At 39.6% G+C, this 16,029-nt stretch carries 20 protein-coding genes; 5 read left to right on the forward strand and 15 right to left on the reverse strand.

The genetic code is table 11. The features are described from left to right. Positions 1-31 precede the first annotated feature (31 nt). The 5 genes from ACWODM_RS08180 to rpsO form a co-directional block, all read right to left on the reverse strand. Positions 32-529 (reverse strand): HdeD family acid-resistance protein, encoded by a 498-nt coding sequence (locus tag ACWODM_RS08180; RefSeq protein ID WP_455320885.1) that lies wholly within the window; start codon positions 527-529, stop codon positions 32-34. A gap of 236 nt (positions 530-765) precedes the next feature. After that, positions 766-1,077 (reverse strand): GNAT family N-acetyltransferase, encoded by a 312-nt coding sequence (locus ACWODM_RS08185; protein WP_455320886.1) that lies wholly within the window; start codon positions 1,075-1,077, stop codon positions 766-768. A 338-nt stretch (positions 1,078-1,415) separates the two neighbouring features. Then, the gene (locus tag ACWODM_RS08190) at positions 1,416-1,820 is read right to left on the reverse strand and encodes a hypothetical protein (protein ID WP_455320887.1); all 405 of its coding nucleotides are present in this window, start codon (positions 1,818-1,820) and stop codon (positions 1,416-1,418) included. Positions 1,821-1,892: 72 nt separating this feature from the next. Further along, positions 1,893-4,013 carry a polyribonucleotide nucleotidyltransferase gene (gene pnp, locus ACWODM_RS08195; protein WP_455320888.1) on the reverse strand — a complete coding sequence of 707 codons (2,121 nt, stop codon included), beginning with the start codon at positions 4,011-4,013 and terminating at the stop codon, positions 1,893-1,895. Between the two features lie 353 nt (positions 4,014-4,366). Next, a complete protein-coding gene (rpsO, locus tag ACWODM_RS08200) occupies positions 4,367-4,636 on the reverse strand; it encodes a 30S ribosomal protein S15 (RefSeq protein ID WP_455320889.1) in 270 nt (89 codons plus the stop codon). Positions 4,637-5,044: 408 nt separating this feature from the next. On the opposite strand from rpsO, the gene ACWODM_RS08205 reads away from it, so the two are divergent. Together ACWODM_RS08205 and ACWODM_RS08210 are read left to right on the forward strand one after the other, a co-directional pair. Beyond that, entirely contained in the window at positions 5,045-5,338 is a 294-nt protein-coding gene (locus ACWODM_RS08205; protein ID WP_455320890.1) for a rhodanese-like domain-containing protein, read from the forward strand. Between the two features lie 178 nt (positions 5,339-5,516). Next, on the forward strand, positions 5,517-6,137 hold the full coding sequence (locus ACWODM_RS08210) for an NAD(P)H-dependent oxidoreductase (protein WP_455320891.1): 621 nt from the start codon (positions 5,517-5,519) through the stop codon (positions 6,135-6,137). Positions 6,138-6,231: 94 nt separating this feature from the next. Here the strand turns inward: ACWODM_RS08210 and ACWODM_RS08215 are convergent, their stop codons facing one another. Beyond that, positions 6,232-7,440 carry an AI-2E family transporter gene (locus ACWODM_RS08215; RefSeq protein ID WP_455320892.1) on the reverse strand — a complete coding sequence of 403 codons (1,209 nt, stop codon included), beginning with the start codon at positions 7,438-7,440 and terminating at the stop codon, positions 6,232-6,234. 9 nt (positions 7,441-7,449) lie between these two features. Further along, a complete protein-coding gene (locus ACWODM_RS08220; protein ID WP_455320893.1) occupies positions 7,450-7,803 on the reverse strand; it encodes a PTS glucitol/sorbitol transporter subunit IIA in 354 nt (117 codons plus the stop codon). Between the two features lie 220 nt (positions 7,804-8,023). Between ACWODM_RS08220 and ACWODM_RS08225 the strand changes: the two genes are divergently transcribed. Genes ACWODM_RS08225 through ACWODM_RS08235 form a run of 3 tightly spaced genes read left to right on the forward strand, consistent with a single transcriptional unit; the run spans position 8,024 to position 9,606 of the window. Beyond that, positions 8,024-9,046, forward strand: coding sequence for a lactonase family protein (locus tag ACWODM_RS08225; RefSeq protein ID WP_455320894.1), 1,023 nt, complete (start codon positions 8,024-8,026; stop codon positions 9,044-9,046). An 18-nt stretch (positions 9,047-9,064) separates the two neighbouring features. Then, entirely contained in the window at positions 9,065-9,427 is a 363-nt protein-coding gene (locus ACWODM_RS08230; protein ID WP_455320895.1) for a hypothetical protein, read from the forward strand. Positions 9,428-9,444: 17 nt separating this feature from the next. Continuing rightward, on the forward strand, positions 9,445-9,606 hold the full coding sequence (locus ACWODM_RS08235; protein WP_455320896.1) for a hypothetical protein: 162 nt from the start codon (positions 9,445-9,447) through the stop codon (positions 9,604-9,606). A gap of 32 nt (positions 9,607-9,638) precedes the next feature. Here the strand turns inward: ACWODM_RS08235 and ACWODM_RS08240 are convergent, their stop codons facing one another. The 8 genes from ACWODM_RS08240 to ACWODM_RS08275 form a co-directional block, all read right to left on the reverse strand. After that, entirely contained in the window at positions 9,639-11,132 is a 1,494-nt protein-coding gene (locus tag ACWODM_RS08240) for an Lsa family ABC-F type ribosomal protection protein (protein WP_455320897.1), read from the reverse strand. Between the two features lie 267 nt (positions 11,133-11,399). After that, positions 11,400-11,981, reverse strand: a complete 582-nt coding sequence (locus tag ACWODM_RS08245) for a hypothetical protein (protein ID WP_455320898.1) — start codon at positions 11,979-11,981, stop codon at positions 11,400-11,402. Between the two features lie 475 nt (positions 11,982-12,456). Next, positions 12,457-13,461 carry an N-acetylmuramoyl-L-alanine amidase gene (locus ACWODM_RS08250; RefSeq protein ID WP_455320899.1) on the reverse strand — a complete coding sequence of 335 codons (1,005 nt, stop codon included), beginning with the start codon at positions 13,459-13,461 and terminating at the stop codon, positions 12,457-12,459. A 6-nt stretch (positions 13,462-13,467) separates the two neighbouring features. Next, positions 13,468-13,677, reverse strand: coding sequence for a phage holin (locus tag ACWODM_RS08255; RefSeq protein ID WP_455320900.1), 210 nt, complete (start codon positions 13,675-13,677; stop codon positions 13,468-13,470). Between the two features lie 4 nt (positions 13,678-13,681). Next, complete coding sequence (locus ACWODM_RS08260) at positions 13,682-14,158, reverse strand: hypothetical protein (RefSeq protein WP_455320901.1); 477 nt, start codon at positions 14,156-14,158, stop codon at positions 13,682-13,684. Between the two features lie 159 nt (positions 14,159-14,317). Further along, positions 14,318-14,431 carry a CD1375 family protein gene (locus ACWODM_RS08265; RefSeq protein WP_455320902.1) on the reverse strand — a complete coding sequence of 38 codons (114 nt, stop codon included), beginning with the start codon at positions 14,429-14,431 and terminating at the stop codon, positions 14,318-14,320. Positions 14,432-14,433: 2 nt separating this feature from the next. Continuing rightward, the gene (locus tag ACWODM_RS08270) at positions 14,434-14,703 is read right to left on the reverse strand and encodes a hypothetical protein (RefSeq protein WP_455320903.1); all 270 of its coding nucleotides are present in this window, start codon (positions 14,701-14,703) and stop codon (positions 14,434-14,436) included. Continuing rightward, positions 14,700-15,722 carry an RNA-directed DNA polymerase gene (locus tag ACWODM_RS08275; RefSeq protein WP_455320904.1) on the reverse strand — a complete coding sequence of 341 codons (1,023 nt, stop codon included), beginning with the start codon at positions 15,720-15,722 and terminating at the stop codon, positions 14,700-14,702. Before ACWODM_RS08275 ends, ACWODM_RS08270 begins: the two co-directional genes overlap by 4 nt. Positions 15,723-16,029: the final 307 nt, after the last annotated feature.

Genomic DNA, 16,029 nt, shown 5'->3' on the forward strand with positions numbered 1-16,029 from the left:
GATGCGACAGTTGTCGCACCTTCTTTTGGTGTTAGTTGGAGAAAGCACCCACGATGTAAATGAGCCCATTCATCAAGAAATAGAAACCGACAAGGAAAGAAATGGTCAATAATGAGACGATTGGATCCACAATTAGTGAAAAACCAACGAAAATCCCCAAAATATTGACGATCATCGAGAACCAATACAAAGGAACACTGACTAAACGAGTCGGACCTAATAGGAATAAATTACGAACAGAGTCCATAATGAACCAAAGAGCAAAGACATACGCCAAAGCGATGATCCCCGTATCCAAACGGAACAATAAAACAAGCCCGATCAAAATTTCCGCAATGGCTAACACAAGAAAACCAGTGGAACGGTATCCTGTGAACTCTTTGATGCGTGTACGAATAAACAGGCTGTAAATTCCGTTAATGATTGCCGTCACTGCAAAATAAATAACAATAGCTACCAGACTAGTTTCTGGATTTTGGAAGGCTACAAGTGAGACCAATAAAAACAAAATACCCACTAGAAAACTCATTCAATTAAATTTTCTTTTTTCTTCAAACATTTTTCTTCATCCCTTAATAAGATTTTTTACATTGAATAGTGTACTCCTCCAATAAAATTTTCGTCAAACAATAAACTAAAAATAACAAAAAACAGACAAAATTCTAGTCACTCTTTCATAGATTTTTCATTTTCTTAGTAGGTAGTCTCCAGCCTCAAAGGTCTGACTACAGAAAAAAGCATCGACAGTTTTGTCGATGCCCTTTTCTACAACCATTCTTTTCTTAATACACCATATTTAACGGAATCGTAGTACTCTCCCTGCCAATAACGAACGCTACGAAGCTGTGCTTCTTTGGTCATACCGATCTTTTCACCCAGCTTTTGCATACCATGATTGCCTGACCAGGTCGTGTAACCGACTCTTTGAATATGGGGATACATTGCAAACAACTCTGTGATCCAAGCTTTTACTGCGAAGCTACCAATGCCCTTGTTCCATAGCTTTGCCTCATAAATGATGATCCCAAATTCTAACCATTGTTGCAATTCTCCATCTTCCCAATAGGCTGTCAGCATACCGACAATGCACCCCTCATAACATATAACTCTGCATTGCGGATGTGATTGACACTGGATTTCCCCCAGCCTGTTGAAAAAGTCTCCTAGTCTAACACAGGGTCTTTGAAATAAGGACCGTCCCATTTTTTTCACTCTAAATCAGCTTTGGGTCCGTAAGCAATTTCCCACCATTCCTGTAAATCATTCTCTTTGATTGTGCAAATCGTTAGTTTTGTCATAACTCCTCCAGTTAGCAGCAAGTCCATTCCTTGTCAGTGAACTGCCTATGATCATCTGTGGCATGATTTCTCATTTCCATCTTGACTCACTTGCTTTTTGGATTCAGTGTAACAAACTTAGACCTTCTTCACAAATTGATGTTTACATTTGCTGCAAGTGACTTTGATCTTGCCTTTTCCTTTCGGTGCCCGGATCGTTTGCTTGCACTCTGGACAGCGGAAATAGACATAGCTTTTTCGGTCTTGGAAGGCTGCTTTTGTATTCTTGAAGCGACGGATCACTTTATTTTGCTGCACTAGATACTTTTGATTTTCATTAGAGCGTACGTAAATACGTTTTGAAAAGAAACGATAGTAGGCAAGAATGATCAACCCATAAGCGATCCACGTCAAAAATCTGACCGGTAACAACAAACTGATGATCGCCAGGATCATTAATAGTTTATTCAGGGAATCAAAAAATCCGTATCTGCCTTTCATGAACTTTGCTAATTTTAAACGCCAGTTTTGTGTTTGTTTCATGTTCTCTCTCCTATTCTCAACAAAAAAAATCCGCGAGAAAAAAGAATCTCCCCGCAGATTTTAGTCATTTATTTATTTCTCTTCTTGTTTCTCGTCTTTCAGTAATGCTTTTCTTGAAAGGTTCACTCGACCTTGTTTGTCAATTTCTGTTACTTTGACAAGAATCTCATCACCTAGTTTTACAACGTCTTCAACTTTGTTCACACGTTCGTTTGCTAGTTGAGAAATGTGGACTAAGCCGTCTTTCCCTTTGATCAAGTTGACGAAGCAGCCAAATTTTTCAATGCGGACAACTTTACCTAAGTAAACTTCGCCAGCTTTGATTTCTTTGGTCAAGTCTTCAATGATCTTGATCGCTTTTTGAATCATTTCTGCATCAGCAGATGCGATCGATACATTCCCGTCTTGATCGATATCGATTTTCACGCCGGTTTCATCAATGATACCATTGATCGTGTCGCCGCCTTTACCGATAACATCTTTGATCTTCGCAGGATCGATCTTGATCATTTCGATCTTCGGTGCATATTGGCTTAGTTCTTCACGAGGAGCAGCTAGTGTAGAGGTCAATTCTTCAAGAATTTCCATACGCGCTTGTTTCGCTTGAGCTAATGCTTCACGCAAAATTTGTTCAGTAATACCTTGGATCTTGATATCCATTTGTAGAGCGGTAATTCCGTCTTTTGTTCCGGCAACCTTAAAGTCCATGTCTCCCAAGTGATCTTCCAAGCCTTGAATATCTGTCAAGATTGTATAGTTTTCACCATCAGAAACAAGTCCCATTGCGATACCTGCAACTGGTGCTTTGATCGGTACACCGGCATCCATTAAGGCCAATGTTCCGGCACAGATACTTGCTTGAGAAGAAGAACCGTTAGATTCCAATACTTCTGCGACTAAACGAATAGTGTAAGGGAAGGTTTCTTCATTTGGAATCACTTGTGCTAAAGCACGTTCACCTAAAGCTCCGTGTCCAATTTCACGACGACCTGGAGATCCAGCACGTCCTGTTGAACCAACAGAGAATTGTGGGAAGTTATAGTGATGGATGAAACGTTTTGAATCTTCCACACCTAAACCGTCAATAATTTGATGTTCGCCAAGTGGTGCTAAGGTACACGCTGATAACGCTTGGGTTTGTCCACGAGTGAATAAACCAGAACCATGTACACGTGGCAACAAACCAACTTCTGAAGCTAGTGCACGGATTTCATCCAATTTACGACCATCAGGACGGATTTTATCGATCGTGATCAATTCGCGGACCACATCTTTTTCAAGATCTTCAGCGATTTGTTTTACTTCTTTCGTTAATTGTGCCGCTTCGTCAGCTTCTAATGCTGCTGCTTTTTCTGCGTACACTTCTTTCACAGTGGCTTTTACTTTGTCGATTTCATCTTCACGAGCTAATTTTTCTTCGGTCAAAACGGCTGTTTTCATTGTTTGGTAGTAAGCATCAAAGATTTCTTTCTTCAAATCTTCAGCTACTTGCAACAATTTGATTTCCATTTTTTCTTTACCGACTGCCGCCACGATTTCTTCTTGGAAAGCGACGATTTCTTTGATTGCTTCGTGACCAAATAGTAAAGCTCCTAGCATATCTGCCTCGGAAACTTCTTTGGCACCAGATTCAACCATGTTGATTGCTGCTTTTGTTCCAGCAACCGTCAATTCGATATCAGTGGCTGCATGTTGTTCCACTGTGGGGTTCAATACATATTCACCGTCCACACGACCAACGTCTACCCCTGCAATTGGTCCATCGAATGGAATATCTGAAATAGATAGTGCCAATGAAGAACCTAACATGGCTGCCATTGATGGAGAACAATCTTGTTCCACACTCATCACAACGTTGGTTACTTGGACTTCATTACGGAAGCCTTCCGCAAACATTGGACGAATCGGACGGTCGATCAAACGAGCAGTCAATGTCGCATCAGTACTTGGACGACCTTCACGTTTGATAAAACCTCCAGGAATTTTCCCTACGGCATACATTTTTTCTTCATAGTTGATTGTCAATGGGAAGAAATCTGTATCTTTTGCTTCTTTTGATGCAACTGCCGCTGTCAATACAACTGTATCGCCATAACGGACTAAAACCGCACCGTTTGCTTGTTTGGCAAGTTGTCCCACTTCAACTTCTAGTGGACGTCCGCCCCAAGTTGTCTTAAATACTTGTTTTGTCATAAAGTTCTCCTTTGCTACTGTGAGTCAAGGCTGCTACTAAACAAATGAAAGCATTGAACACTTCAGTGCTTTCATTTGGTTAGTAGTAAAGCCAAGCCAACCATCACAGCATGTTTATTTTTTGTTTTTTTATTTGAAATCCATGATCTGCTTTTCCTAAATCATGATATTCAAGATCAGTTTGAACCGTTTTTCAGACAACGAATCACTGTGTTTCGGTACGAATGACACTACGCTCCCTGCGGTCGCCTAGTACTGTTCAACATCAGTTTTAGCTGCCTAAAAGACAGCTAAAACTGTGTTTCACAGCAAAAAAGTGAGATTCGGTCGAACCTCACTTTTCTCATGAATGATTAACGACGTAATCCTAATGCTTGGATCAATTCGCGGTAACGTGCTACGTCTTTGTTACGTAGGTAAGCTAACAAGTTACGACGGTGACCAACTTTTTTCATCAAACCACGGTATGAATGGTGATCTTTTTTGTGTTCACGGATGTGAGCATTCAAAGTGTTGATATCTTCAGTTAATACAGCGATCTGTACTTCTGGAGAACCAGTATCTCCTTCATGACGAGCAAATTGGTTGATGATTTCGTTTTTACGTTCTTTAGAAATTGCCATGTTTTCCACCTCTTTCGATTATTCCCTGCAACTGAGTAAAACGTTGGTGATTCGTCAAACCAAGTGACAGGACGTGTTTTACACACAGATATACTTTACTTGATTCTCTAGGAAAAAGCAAGTTTCTTTCTTTAACAATTTATTCCTTTGCAGAAAAACCTTATGATTTGCAGACACTTTTACACAATAATCCTTCACTCAATAAAAAAGATTTTTTCCTATTAATAACAAATGAATACTATTCACACCACGCAGATCCCATTTTTCTTTTAGCTTCTCACAGCTAAGAGAAAAAGCTACAGATTAAAAAATCTTTCATTGTTTTTTCATTTTAACGCAAAAAATTTGCAAGTTTTCTGAAAACACCCTAAAATCAAGCTCATCCAACAAGAAAAGAGGAAATTTTTTATGAAATCAATTACTGCTCAAGATTTTCAAATGCTGCTAGCCAATCAACCTGTTACTATTTTGGATATCCGTGATAAAGGCGCATTTGCTGAAAGACATTTTCCTGACGCTATTTCTATGCCTACTACAAGTTTACCAAATCGCTTAAATGAATTAGATAAAGATACAACTTATTTTGTGGTCAGTCACTCTGGTCGTCGTTCAGATATCATTGCTCAATTCTTAAATAATCACGGCTACAAAGCACTACACGTGATTGGTGGCATGAAAGCCTTGAAAAAGGACGCTGCCTAAAAGAATTTGAATCCTATTGAACTAAGATTTCAAACATTTTTGTTTGAAATCTTTTTTTATTCTTGTATACTAAGTTTTGTACAAAATTTTACTTACTTTTACAAAGAGGAGCTCTTTTTTCTAATTAAAGTGTGTGATTTTTTGTAAAATAGAGAATAGATGAATAAGGAGAGATTTCATGGCAACATTATTAGCAGTAAAGGCACACCCACTAACAGACGAGGCATCTAAATCTATGAAAGTTTTATATGCTTTTTTAGATAGCTACAAGAAAAGTCATCCAGAAGATGAGATTATCACTTTGGATCTATATAAAGAAGATTTTCCAGAGATTGACTATGATATCATGACTGGTTGGAACGATTTGAAAGCTGGAAAAGATTTTTCATCATTAACAGCTGAACAACAACACAAGATCGTTCGATTCAATGAATCAACCGAACAATTCTTAGCTGCCGACAAAGTGGTAATTGCTAACGGTCTATGGAACCTAAACATCCCTACTCGTTTGAAAGCCTGGTTCGACACTATCAACGTTGCTGGCAAAACCTTCAAATATACAGAAACAGGTCCAGCTCCTCTAACAGAAGGCAAAAAAGCACTACACATTCAAGCAAGCGGTGGTGCCTATGCCGGACAAGACTTCGCGTCACAATATGTCAAAGGGATTTTAAACTTTGTTGGTGTCAATGAAGTGGAACAAGTATTCATCGAAGGTGCTGATCATCATCCAGAAAGAACCGATGAAATTATCGCTGCTGGCGTAAAAAAAGCAGAAGAAATTAGTTTGAACTTTTAAACAAAAAGAATCGACTCTCACAAAAATGAGAGTCGATTCTTTTTTGATCTAAATTTTCTTTTACAACAAGCTCGTATCAAATAGCTACCATTTTTTATTCTTCCTCATCCGATGGTTCAATGACTTCAATTTCCACCACTTCTGTTACAACGGGAGGTTCTGGTTGCTCTTCTTCATATAATTTAGAACGTTCTTTATACCAATTAAAGATATTTTCAAGAACGACTTTGATCGCTGCATAAGCAGGAACCCCTAGTACTACTCCGGTCAAACCAAATAATTGACCCGCAGTTAATAGAATAATCAAAATAGTCACAGGATGTACTTTTAATTGATTTCCTAAAACTAGAGGAGAGATTACTCGTCCTTCAATAGTTTGTTCAATGGTAAAGACGATGGCGATTTTGATCAACAGTGCTGGACCACCCACAATTCCTAAGAAAACGACAGGTATCATCGCTAAGAAAGAACCTAAGAAAGGAATTAAATTCATGAAGCCTGCGACAATCCCCAATGTAATAGCGTAGTCTAACTTAATGATTGAGAAACCAACCATAAACATGATCGCTACAGCAAAAGCGACGGTCAATTGACCACGAATGTAAGAAGAGACTTGATCATTCATTTCTCCCAAGACTTTTAGCGTAGGTTTGCGCATTTTAGTTGGTAATACTTGAACAGCAAATGGGCCTAATTTTCTTCCGTCTTTTAATAAATAAAAGAGAATGACTGGCATTGTCACAACCGCAACAGTGACAGATGCGACAGCACCAAAGAAATTACCGATATTTTGGAAGGTTGATCTTGAAACATTTTGAATAATCTCAGTTAACCAGTTCATAATTCTTTCTCCAGAAGCGGAAAACTGCTCTTGGACCTGACTAAACATAGGGTCAGAAAACACGTCATTGACTGTCTTATCAACAGCTGCGACGTAGGAAGGAAAATTATCCACAAAACTTAAGGTTTGTTCTTGGATTTTAGGAACAATGACCACGACTCCCCAAACAATCAGACCGACAACCAAAACGAATAAGCCCAAAATACCAAAAATTCGTTTCACACCTTTTTTTTCAAGATAATCCACAAGCGGATTCATCAAATAAAACAAAATGCCTGAAAGAATCATCGGCAATCCCACGACACTTAAAAATTCCCATACAGGTGTAAATAAATAAGAAACCTTGGTAAACGCATTAATGATCAATAAAATCAAAAGCACTATTAATAATGAGGACACGACTTGATTATTTAAGAACCATTTCCAAAACCAAGAGCGTTGTCCTTTTGTCTTTTTTTCCATTTTAGCCACCTAACCTTTATACGTAATCGTCATTCCTTCAGCAATTTCCGGCAATTTCGCAGGTGTCAAATAGACACTTCCAGATAATTTATCCGTTGGAACAGCTGAAAAAACAAACGATACATGTTGAATCGTCTGTAAGTTCTGATTGGCCAAGTGCCCTACATAAGTCGTACGGTACTCTTGATCTCCAAATAAAATCGTGGCGCCAACCTTTAATTCAATAGCCTGAGCATCTTCAATTTCTTGAATGATCGAATACGGACGTAGTCCCTCTGTTACTTTTTGACCGAAAAAAATCAACATATTCTCTTTTTTATCAATGGCTTGTTCGCCAATTGCTAATATTTTTCCTTGTTGCATGAATGAAGCTCCCTTCATGATTGCTTTTCTAAATTATAACACATTCTATTCAGAATACCTGAGACTTAAGTTGGAGATTTCAAACAAAAAAGTTCTTTTTGGTTATATTCTAGCTTTCATGTATCCGATAGGTTAAAATATTTGATAAGGGTTTATATCATCATTTTAGTTCAGAAAATGATAGACTAAAAAAGAGCGTATTTTTAGGAGGTCATCGTTTATGTTAGAAAAAATGCTATTAGGTACCTATACGCGTCGTGAAAGCAAGGGAATTTATTCTTTTGTCCTCGACACGGAAAAAGAAGAACTGGTTGATTTGAAATTGGAAACAGAAGAAAACAGTCCCACCTATCTTGCTCGCAGTGCAAAAGGAAATCTATACACTGTTACTTCTGTCGATAGTCAAGGTGGAATCGGAGCATACGACTCCAGCTTGACTTTCCTGAATGCTATCACCGAAGAGGGTGCACCTTTGTGTTATGTAGCTGTCGACGAAGAACGCCAACTCGTTTATGGCGCCAATTATCATAAAGGGGAAGTCAATGTCTACAAAATTTTGGAAGACGGGTCATTGGAAGCTACCGATGCCGTTTACCATGATGAACCCCTCGGCCCTCATGAAAATCAGGATCGTCCACATGCACACTACAGTGATCTGACACCTGACAAACGTTTGGCTGTCTGTGATCTAGGAACTGATCGTGTGTACACCTATGACGTTTCAGAAGAAGGCAAATTGACAGAAGTAGCGACCTATGTTGCGCCGGCTGGAACTGGTCCTCGCCATCTGGTTTTCCATCCAAACACCAACTATGCCTATTTGTTCGGTGAACTAGACAGTTCTGTGACTGTTTTGGCTTATGATGGTACCAATGGGACATTTGAAGAGCAGCAAAAACTTTCTACATTGCCTGAAGACTTTGAAGAATTCAATGCTGGTGCTGCTATTCGCATGACTAGTGACGGTCGATTTATCTACCTGTCCAACCGTGGGCACAACTCAATTGCTGTCTTCGCTGTCAATGAAGAAGGCGCAAGTCTTGCTTTTGTTGAGCATGTATCATCAGAGGGCGATCATCCTCGTGACTTCAACCTCGATCCAACGGAGAATTTTGTCATTTGTGCCAATCAAAACACGGACAACCTGACACTTTATCGTCGTGACCCAGAAGTCGGTACATTGACGTTGATCAAAAAAGATATTCCTGTACCGGAATGTGTTTGTGTCTTGTTTCAAAAGTAAATTCTAGGAGGAATCCCTATGTTTTCGAAAGCACCCGCTGAATTATTAGCAAAAGATTTTTCAAATATCTACAATAAGTGCCAGTCTGTCTTTGAATTAGTCTCTCATCGCCGCTACAACGAATCGCTAGTCCTTCTGACAACGGCTGAGACTTACGCGATTGCCGAAAAAGCCTATGTTCGTTGTGATGTCTTCAAAGAATTACAGACAATCGAGGTGGAAAATTTCGTGGACGCCTTCGATATTTTCTATTTTGAATTAAAACAATACCTTTTCCATGACACCGAAGATGAAAATGCCGCCTTGGAATCTTTGAAACAACGTTTGACAACGATGAGTGAAGTATACGAAAAAGTCAATGCTTCCTTTAATCTCTTTTAGGAGACAGGTGATATAAAATGGACAAATTAGATGTACTTGATCGTCTTAAAGAAGAATTGGAGCTTCCTTTCCTGCAAATCAAACTTCAGGAAAAAACATACACGGAAGAAGAGTATCAACAATTAAAAACAGAATTGATCCAATACTTTGATGACTATGTACGAAATGTAGAAAATTAAAAAAATGCGGCCGCATGCGGTCGCATTTTTTATTAGCCCAAAGCAATGATCTTGGTCGCTATCTTTTTCAAAAAGGTTTTGTCGTGTTCCACCACTAACATTGTCGGCTGGATCATCTGGATGACTTCTTCCAATTGTTTGTGATTAAATACATCTAGATAATTCAAGGGTTCATCCCAAATGAATAATTCTGCGGGAGTAGCCAGTGATTTTGCCAGCTCCACACGCTTTCGCTGTCCCATGCTCATGTCTTCGATCCGATTTTGAAAAACTTTACGTTCCACACCTAACTTGAAAAGATTATTTAACAGATCTTGATAAGACAAGCCTTGCTCTTCAGCAAATTCGGGCAACGTTCCTCGATTGTCTTCGTAGTTTTGACGAACGTAACTGATCGTTACCCCTTGAGGTTGAAGGACTGTTCCGGTAGCTTCGCCCTGAAAAGTGCCTAGTAAATAGTGAAGGATCGATGACTTTCCTGAGCCATTAGGTCCTTGGATCGCCACTCGGTCCCCTTGCTCGATTTCAAAGGACATTGGATCGAAAAGCTGACGTTCCCCGTAACTTAGCTGTAGTTGCTCGACCGTCAATAGTTTTTTTCGATGGCTAGGATGATAATTCATACTCAGCGGATCGATGTATTCAATGTCTTTGAGCAACTTTTCTTTTTCTGCTGCCTGGTCGTCCATACGTTTAACGATCGCTTTCGAGCGCTTCATCGTGCGGGCAGCTCGTGCTCCGATTGCTCCTGTATCAAAAATCGCGCCACTTCCTGGCTTGTTGGCTGATCCCAGCTTGTCTCGTTCACGCCCTCTTGACCATTCAGCTTTTTCAGCAGCTGTTTGTTTCAATCGGCCGATCTCTTTTTTCAACTTCACATTTTGTTCTTGTTCAAACTGATCTCGTCGTCCTTTTTGTTCTTCGTAGACAGAAAAATTTCCTTGGTACAAGATTAATTGACTTTTTTCGATCGACAAGACGTGATCAACGACTTCATCCACGAAGCTGCGATCATGACTGACGACAATAAAGCCCTGTTTTTTTCCTCGTAAATAATTGGCAACTTGTTCTCTAGCCGTTACATCCAAATGATTGGTTGGCTCATCAATCAATGGATAATTAATATCGTCCACAAACAATAAGGCCAATAGCACTTTGGTTTGTTCTCCACCCGAAAGACTGGAAAACGGGCGCCACAAAATATCCGCCTCGACTTGTAAAAGGTTCAATTCTCGCTCGATTTTCCATTGCTCAAAATCAGATAATTCCTGTAGTACATAATAGGTCAATTGCTCTTTATCGCTTACCTTCTGTGGGAAATACGTAAAGTTCAGTTGATGTTCGATCTTTCCACTGTAGGTATGTTCTCCCATCAATAATTTTAATAGCGTTGTCTTTCCCCGACCATTACGTCCGATCAAGCCTAGTTTCCATTCAGATTGAATCGTTAAATTGGTCTGTTCAAATAAGTTGGTTGTTTGGACATCAAATCCAAAGGTTAAATTTTTTATTTCAATTGTTGGCATATCATTCACCTCGACTCGCCTTGACGGCAAGAAAAAATCCTCGACCATTTTCAGGAGGAGAATTTTTCAAAGAAAGGTACACAAAAAGGACCCCACTCAAAAAACTTCCACCAATCCTGAAAATCTGCACACTACTCCCTTGCTATTCAAAGAAGATAGTCTTGATGCAGCTTCAACAAATTGGCTTAGTTTTTCAATATAGGATCCCTCACTTCGTTTTTTATTGATTTAAGAATAACATGATTAAAAAATCTTGGCAATCAAAAATTACAGCTCAAAATGTTCCTTAATGATTTTGGCAGTAACACTAGGTGATAGATGCGTATTATTGATTACTCTAGTTTTTGCTCGCGGTTCAATTTTTGCCAGCTCGCCCGGTAAGGAAACAAGTCGGTATTTTTCATTAGAAGTCACTAATTCATCATGAGAAAATTGAATATCTCGCTTGGAAGGTTTCGCTGCCAAACGATCTTCTCCCGCATTACGCTTGATTCTCGTTTCTAAATCAGCCACTAGCTCAACAAAATATACTTCTTCTCCCTTTGAAAGGAAAATATCGGAAATCTCTCGTAAAAAGCGCTTGTCTTCAGCCTCACTAAACCCGATCATCACAGTAAAAATAATCGTCTCCGTCTGATTTGTCTCTTTGTTCTCTACAAAGGCTTTAAATAATTCTTTTCGAACCATATCAGACAACTGAAACGTTGCTTTTTGATAACCTAAAAAATCAGCAAAAATATCAATCGTTTGATGGTTATATAATAATTTACCATCCATGATTTTTTCCAGTTCTTTTCCCACAGTCATCTTACCCACTGCTTGAGCACCGATTAAAACCACTAAGCTCATCTCTTCACCATTTTCCTTGTTGTATTTATAAAAATTTCGAATCCCTATTTTTATCGTAAGCCGTTTCAAAAACAGGGATAAAATAACAATTTCCCGGAATACCTCCATGGGCATTTAGCATAACACAGCTTGCTATGAAATCCAATGCTTTTTATCATTAGACGAGCAAAATTTGGCACAAAAAAAACCGCCAGATTGGTTAGGTCTGACGGAAAAAGGAGTAATTACTCTACTAAGGAGTAAAATGAAAAATAAAAAGGTTTCTAGAACCCAACTTCTTTTAACTTCAATTAGGCGATATTAACTTGCTACAACGGCATTTGAAACAATTTAATGTTCCGTTAGATTAACTTAGTTTTAACTAGATGCACAGACCTTTGCACAGACTCAAATTTAAATCCACCATCGCATAACTATGTACCCCACGCCTTTTCCGAGACGTGGGCTATTTTCATAAACAAAACACGGGTACCGATTAAACTACTGCGACATATCTGCGTTGACCAGAGTAGCTGATATAACTTAACCAAACATATCCACCAGCAATCACTTTGCGGTCATAATTAAACCCTTGACCTTTAGCATACGTTCCGACAATTCTATGATTTGTACCTGCACCACTGCGGATATTAGTATTAGCAGTTACTTTGTAATAGCCCCTGTTAGGCAGATTCTCACCTTTCAACTTTTGAACAGGTTTAGGAGCTGGCTTAGCCACAGTTTTAACTGGTGTAGTGTAAGCCATGCTGACCCAACCGGCTTCTGTGTTACACCATGTCGTGAAGCCTTCTACTGATTCTCCATTGCGGACAATTTTAGTAGGCGTAAACTGCTTACCTTTTGGCAGAGTCTTAATCACAGCACTAGAAGTATTGGGCTGTTTTCTAACGTTTAAAGCAACGTCAGTTACCTGTCTGACAGAGAAAGACTCTTCCTTATACTTAGCCTGTGGAGCTGGCTTAACTGCAGGAGCTGTTGGCTTCACTTCAACTGTTGGCGGTGTAACAGTCTTACCTTCTAACTTCGCTTTAAACGCATACCAACGTGTCCATTTGCCATCTAAATTAAATTGAGCAGGACAGTTTTTACGTGATGCATCATAATGACGTACTACTCTATCCGCTGGCACGTTGTATTTTGCCATTAGATATTTGACTAGCTCTAGCGTGTTTTGCTCCGTTTTAGCAGTCACAGTGCCGCTAGGTAAACACATTTCAATACCAATGCTATTAGTGTTATTGATGCCGTACTTATTACCACCATCACCCACAGACCACGCGCCGTTGTGGTCCTCTACGCTTTGCCAAATACTTGTATCGTCAACAAAATAATGAGCTGACGCGTTGCGATTACCTCCGGCAAAATAGTCTACGTTATTTTTCGCCGTAGACTTTGATCCGACGTCGTGGATAATAATATACTTAATATCATTACCTTTGTAAAAATTGTATTTACTGATTTTTTTATTGATCGGTAACATACCTACTCACTCCCCGTCTTTCTTGTTATAGTTGATTTGACTGACGCCAGTAATAGCGCCGAGAAACACTGTTACGCCGTTGATCGTTAAAACGACAAGCTCCGTATTTTCAAACCCATAGGCCTTACCTAACAAGCCGATTAGCGTGCTTAAAGCCGGCATAAACAACAACACAAACCACTTAATAAACTGATAATGTTTATCTTTCAAAATCATAGTTTTACCCCTCTTTCTGTCTTCGATCAATCTCGTCTTTTTGCAAAATACCTTCATCGCGAACATCTAAATTACAAATTTTTCTATGCAACGTGTCGCCGGTTCCGTTACCGCCTAAACTTTTATACGCTTGAAAGAGATAATCAAAGTTGTTCAACTCGCCTACGGTGATGTAGCCGCGTTTGATATATTCATCCGCTTTGTTCCATATCTGATTGTGCAGGGACGCTTTTTCTGCCTTCATGATGTCTTGACTGCGATCCTCTGCCATCATTTGATATTCTTCAACTTTCGTTAAGCGTTGATCTTGTTCAGCGTTGACTTTTTTTAGTTCTCTGATTTCTCTTTCTCGTAACTCGTTTTCATCTCTTTTTGCTTTGACAAGTTTATTGATCCAAGTCCCCAGCCGCCAAAGCGATAAAAAAATACCGCTGCCAAAGATGGAAGCGACCAGGGCATCAAATTCAATAACCTTTTGCATGTGACACCCCCTTTCCGGCTACTCGTTACTTACTCGAAAGCTACTCGAAAGTTACTCGTTACCCAAAAGTGAAAACTGCCCAAATGAGACACAACCAAAAGGCCGCCAGTCCTAAAAGGACCAGCAGCCGCGTGTTAAATCTTCTGTTCATTGTTTCACCTACTCTGCATTGTCAGCGTCTAAAATCGCTTGTACCTCTGCGCGTAAGTGTTCCGGTGCTTCTTCGATCGTTTTCATTCCGTGTCTAATTAAATTCGCGTAAATTTTTGCCATTCTTATTCCACCGCGCTTTCATAGATTTCAACGAGTGCCATCTGTGTTTCAATTAGCTGGCCTTCAAGGTTCGCATTTTTTTCGCTGATTTGAAGTAAATACTCGTCTTTGTCATATTGTTTCATGCGATAGCTAAAGCCTTCAAAACCCGGTTCGTCTTCCGTTGCAGGCGTTGAGTGTGGTTTGATGTCAGTATTGATCCAAACGCTTTCTGTGTCGATTACTTTTGGATCCGGTTTTTCTGTACTGTAAACAATTCCGTGATCAATCATATAGCTTGACCGCCTTTCTTTATGTTCTCAATGTAGTATTTCTGTTGGTAGTTATCCAATGGCCGGACATACTTCTCAGCTAATCTAAAACTGTCGCAATGCACCAACCAACCTTGATAAGAGTTAATAGCGCAATATTCAGAAAAATTCAATGGCCGCCCCTGCAGCTCTTTGCGTTTCAATCGCAGCATTTTCTTTTTCATCGCTTTGCAGGTGGATTTTCTTAGAAGCTTATAGCCCCTAAAAACACGATAGCCGACAAAATCAATCCCGCGGACATTCGTTGGAAAGACTTGCCAATTCTCTTTAATCGTCAGCTTCAAACCTTTAAAATAGACGGCGATTTCTTTTCTTAGGCGGTGCAGCGCTTGCTTGTCACTGCCTAAAATAACGATGTCGTCCATATAGCGAAAATAGTGCTTCACCCGCTTTTCTTCTTTGATCCAGTGATCAAACCCGGCCAGGTAAAAATTTCCGCTGTACTGTGAAATATAGTTGCCGATCGGTATGCCGGTATCGCCTTCTGTCGATTCGATGATTTCATCCAGCAACCAAAGCAGTTCCGGATCTTTAAACAGATTGCGATACTTTTGTTTTAAAATGTCGTGATTGATAGACTGATAAAACTTTTTAGCATCGATCTTTAAACAGTATTTCGTGTTTTCTTCGTCGGTTTGAATAGCCTTGTCTAAAGCCTTTAGGCAAGCGTGAATTCCTTTGCCAGGTATGGCCGAATAGGTGTCTTTTGTAAAGTACCTTAAAAGATACGGCTCGATCACTTGAATGATCGCCCACTGACAAATCCGATCCGGAAAGTATGGCAGCTTGTAAATATCTCGCACCTTGCCCGAATTGTAGCGCTTGAACGTTACATATTCCGATGTTTTGTACGTGTGATTGATCAGCATTTCTTGAATCATGCTTAAATACTTTTCAGGCTCGGCGTTTACCATCTGCACTTCTCTGTACCAGCCTTTACCCTTTCGTGCATTTTTGTGCGCCAGTTTTAAATTTTCCATGTCATAAATCTGCTTGAATAAATTCCCAGTTCTTTTCATTGTTTCTCCTGTATGCAATATAAAAACCGGACGTTCGAGAAAAGACCTACTAGCCCAGCGATTATTTTATTTTTATGTTTTGCCAAGAGGCAAGGCAAAATTGTTTCACAGGTAAATCTTAAATTTTGCATGTACTAGGTGCCCGCTGTAATTACGATTCCGATTACTAAAAACATTATTCACATTCCAATGGAACAGCCCAGCTTGCGAACCATTATTCCATCTACCACCGATTAAGGCCAGTAGGGGTACAGAATGCCGAAAACAG

Source organism: Enterococcus olivae, from assembly GCF_053760925.1.

Bases quoted from the DNA above. Each gene is read 5' to 3' on its own strand.
- pnp (WP_455320888.1), bottom strand. From the start codon at position 4,013: ATGACAAAACAAGTATTTAAGACAACTTGGGGCGGACGTCCACTAGAA.
- ACWODM_RS08260 (WP_455320901.1), bottom strand. From the start codon at position 14,158: ATGCAAAAGGTTATTGAATTTGATGCCCTGGTCGCTTCCATCTTTGGC.
- ACWODM_RS08220 (WP_455320893.1), bottom strand. From the start codon at position 7,803: ATGCAACAAGGAAAAATATTAGCAATTGGCGAACAAGCCATTGATAAA.
- ACWODM_RS08275 (WP_455320904.1), bottom strand. From the start codon at position 15,722: ATGGAAAATTTAAAACTGGCGCACAAAAATGCACGAAAGGGTAAAGGC.
- ACWODM_RS08205 (WP_455320890.1), top strand. From the start codon at position 5,045: ATGAAATCAATTACTGCTCAAGATTTTCAAATGCTGCTAGCCAATCAA.
- ACWODM_RS08265 (WP_455320902.1), bottom strand. From the start codon at position 14,431: ATGGCAAAAATTTACGCGAATTTAATTAGACACGGAATGAAAACGATC.
- ACWODM_RS08190 (WP_455320887.1), bottom strand. From the start codon at position 1,820: ATGAAACAAACACAAAACTGGCGTTTAAAATTAGCAAAGTTCATGAAA.
- ACWODM_RS08235 (WP_455320896.1), top strand. From the start codon at position 9,445: ATGGACAAATTAGATGTACTTGATCGTCTTAAAGAAGAATTGGAGCTT.
- ACWODM_RS08240 (WP_455320897.1), bottom strand. From the start codon at position 11,132: ATGCCAACAATTGAAATAAAAAATTTAACCTTTGGATTTGATGTCCAA.
- ACWODM_RS08255 (WP_455320900.1), bottom strand. From the start codon at position 13,677: ATGATTTTGAAAGATAAACATTATCAGTTTATTAAGTGGTTTGTGTTG.
- ACWODM_RS08270 (WP_455320903.1), bottom strand. From the start codon at position 14,703: ATGATTGATCACGGAATTGTTTACAGTACAGAAAAACCGGATCCAAAA.
- ACWODM_RS08245 (WP_455320898.1), bottom strand. From the start codon at position 11,981: ATGAGCTTAGTGGTTTTAATCGGTGCTCAAGCAGTGGGTAAGATGACT.
- ACWODM_RS08230 (WP_455320895.1), top strand. From the start codon at position 9,065: ATGTTTTCGAAAGCACCCGCTGAATTATTAGCAAAAGATTTTTCAAAT.
- ACWODM_RS08250 (WP_455320899.1), bottom strand. From the start codon at position 13,461: ATGTTACCGATCAATAAAAAAATCAGTAAATACAATTTTTACAAAGGT.
- rpsO (WP_455320889.1), bottom strand. From the start codon at position 4,636: ATGGCAATTTCTAAAGAACGTAAAAACGAAATCATCAACCAATTTGCT.
- ACWODM_RS08185 (WP_455320886.1), bottom strand. From the start codon at position 1,077: ATGCTGACAGCCTATTGGGAAGATGGAGAATTGCAACAATGGTTAGAA.
- ACWODM_RS08210 (WP_455320891.1), top strand. From the start codon at position 5,517: ATGGCAACATTATTAGCAGTAAAGGCACACCCACTAACAGACGAGGCA.
- ACWODM_RS08215 (WP_455320892.1), bottom strand. From the start codon at position 7,440: ATGGAAAAAAAGACAAAAGGACAACGCTCTTGGTTTTGGAAATGGTTC.
- ACWODM_RS08225 (WP_455320894.1), top strand. From the start codon at position 8,024: ATGTTAGAAAAAATGCTATTAGGTACCTATACGCGTCGTGAAAGCAAG.
- ACWODM_RS08180 (WP_455320885.1), bottom strand. From the start codon at position 529: ATGAGTTTTCTAGTGGGTATTTTGTTTTTATTGGTCTCACTTGTAGCC.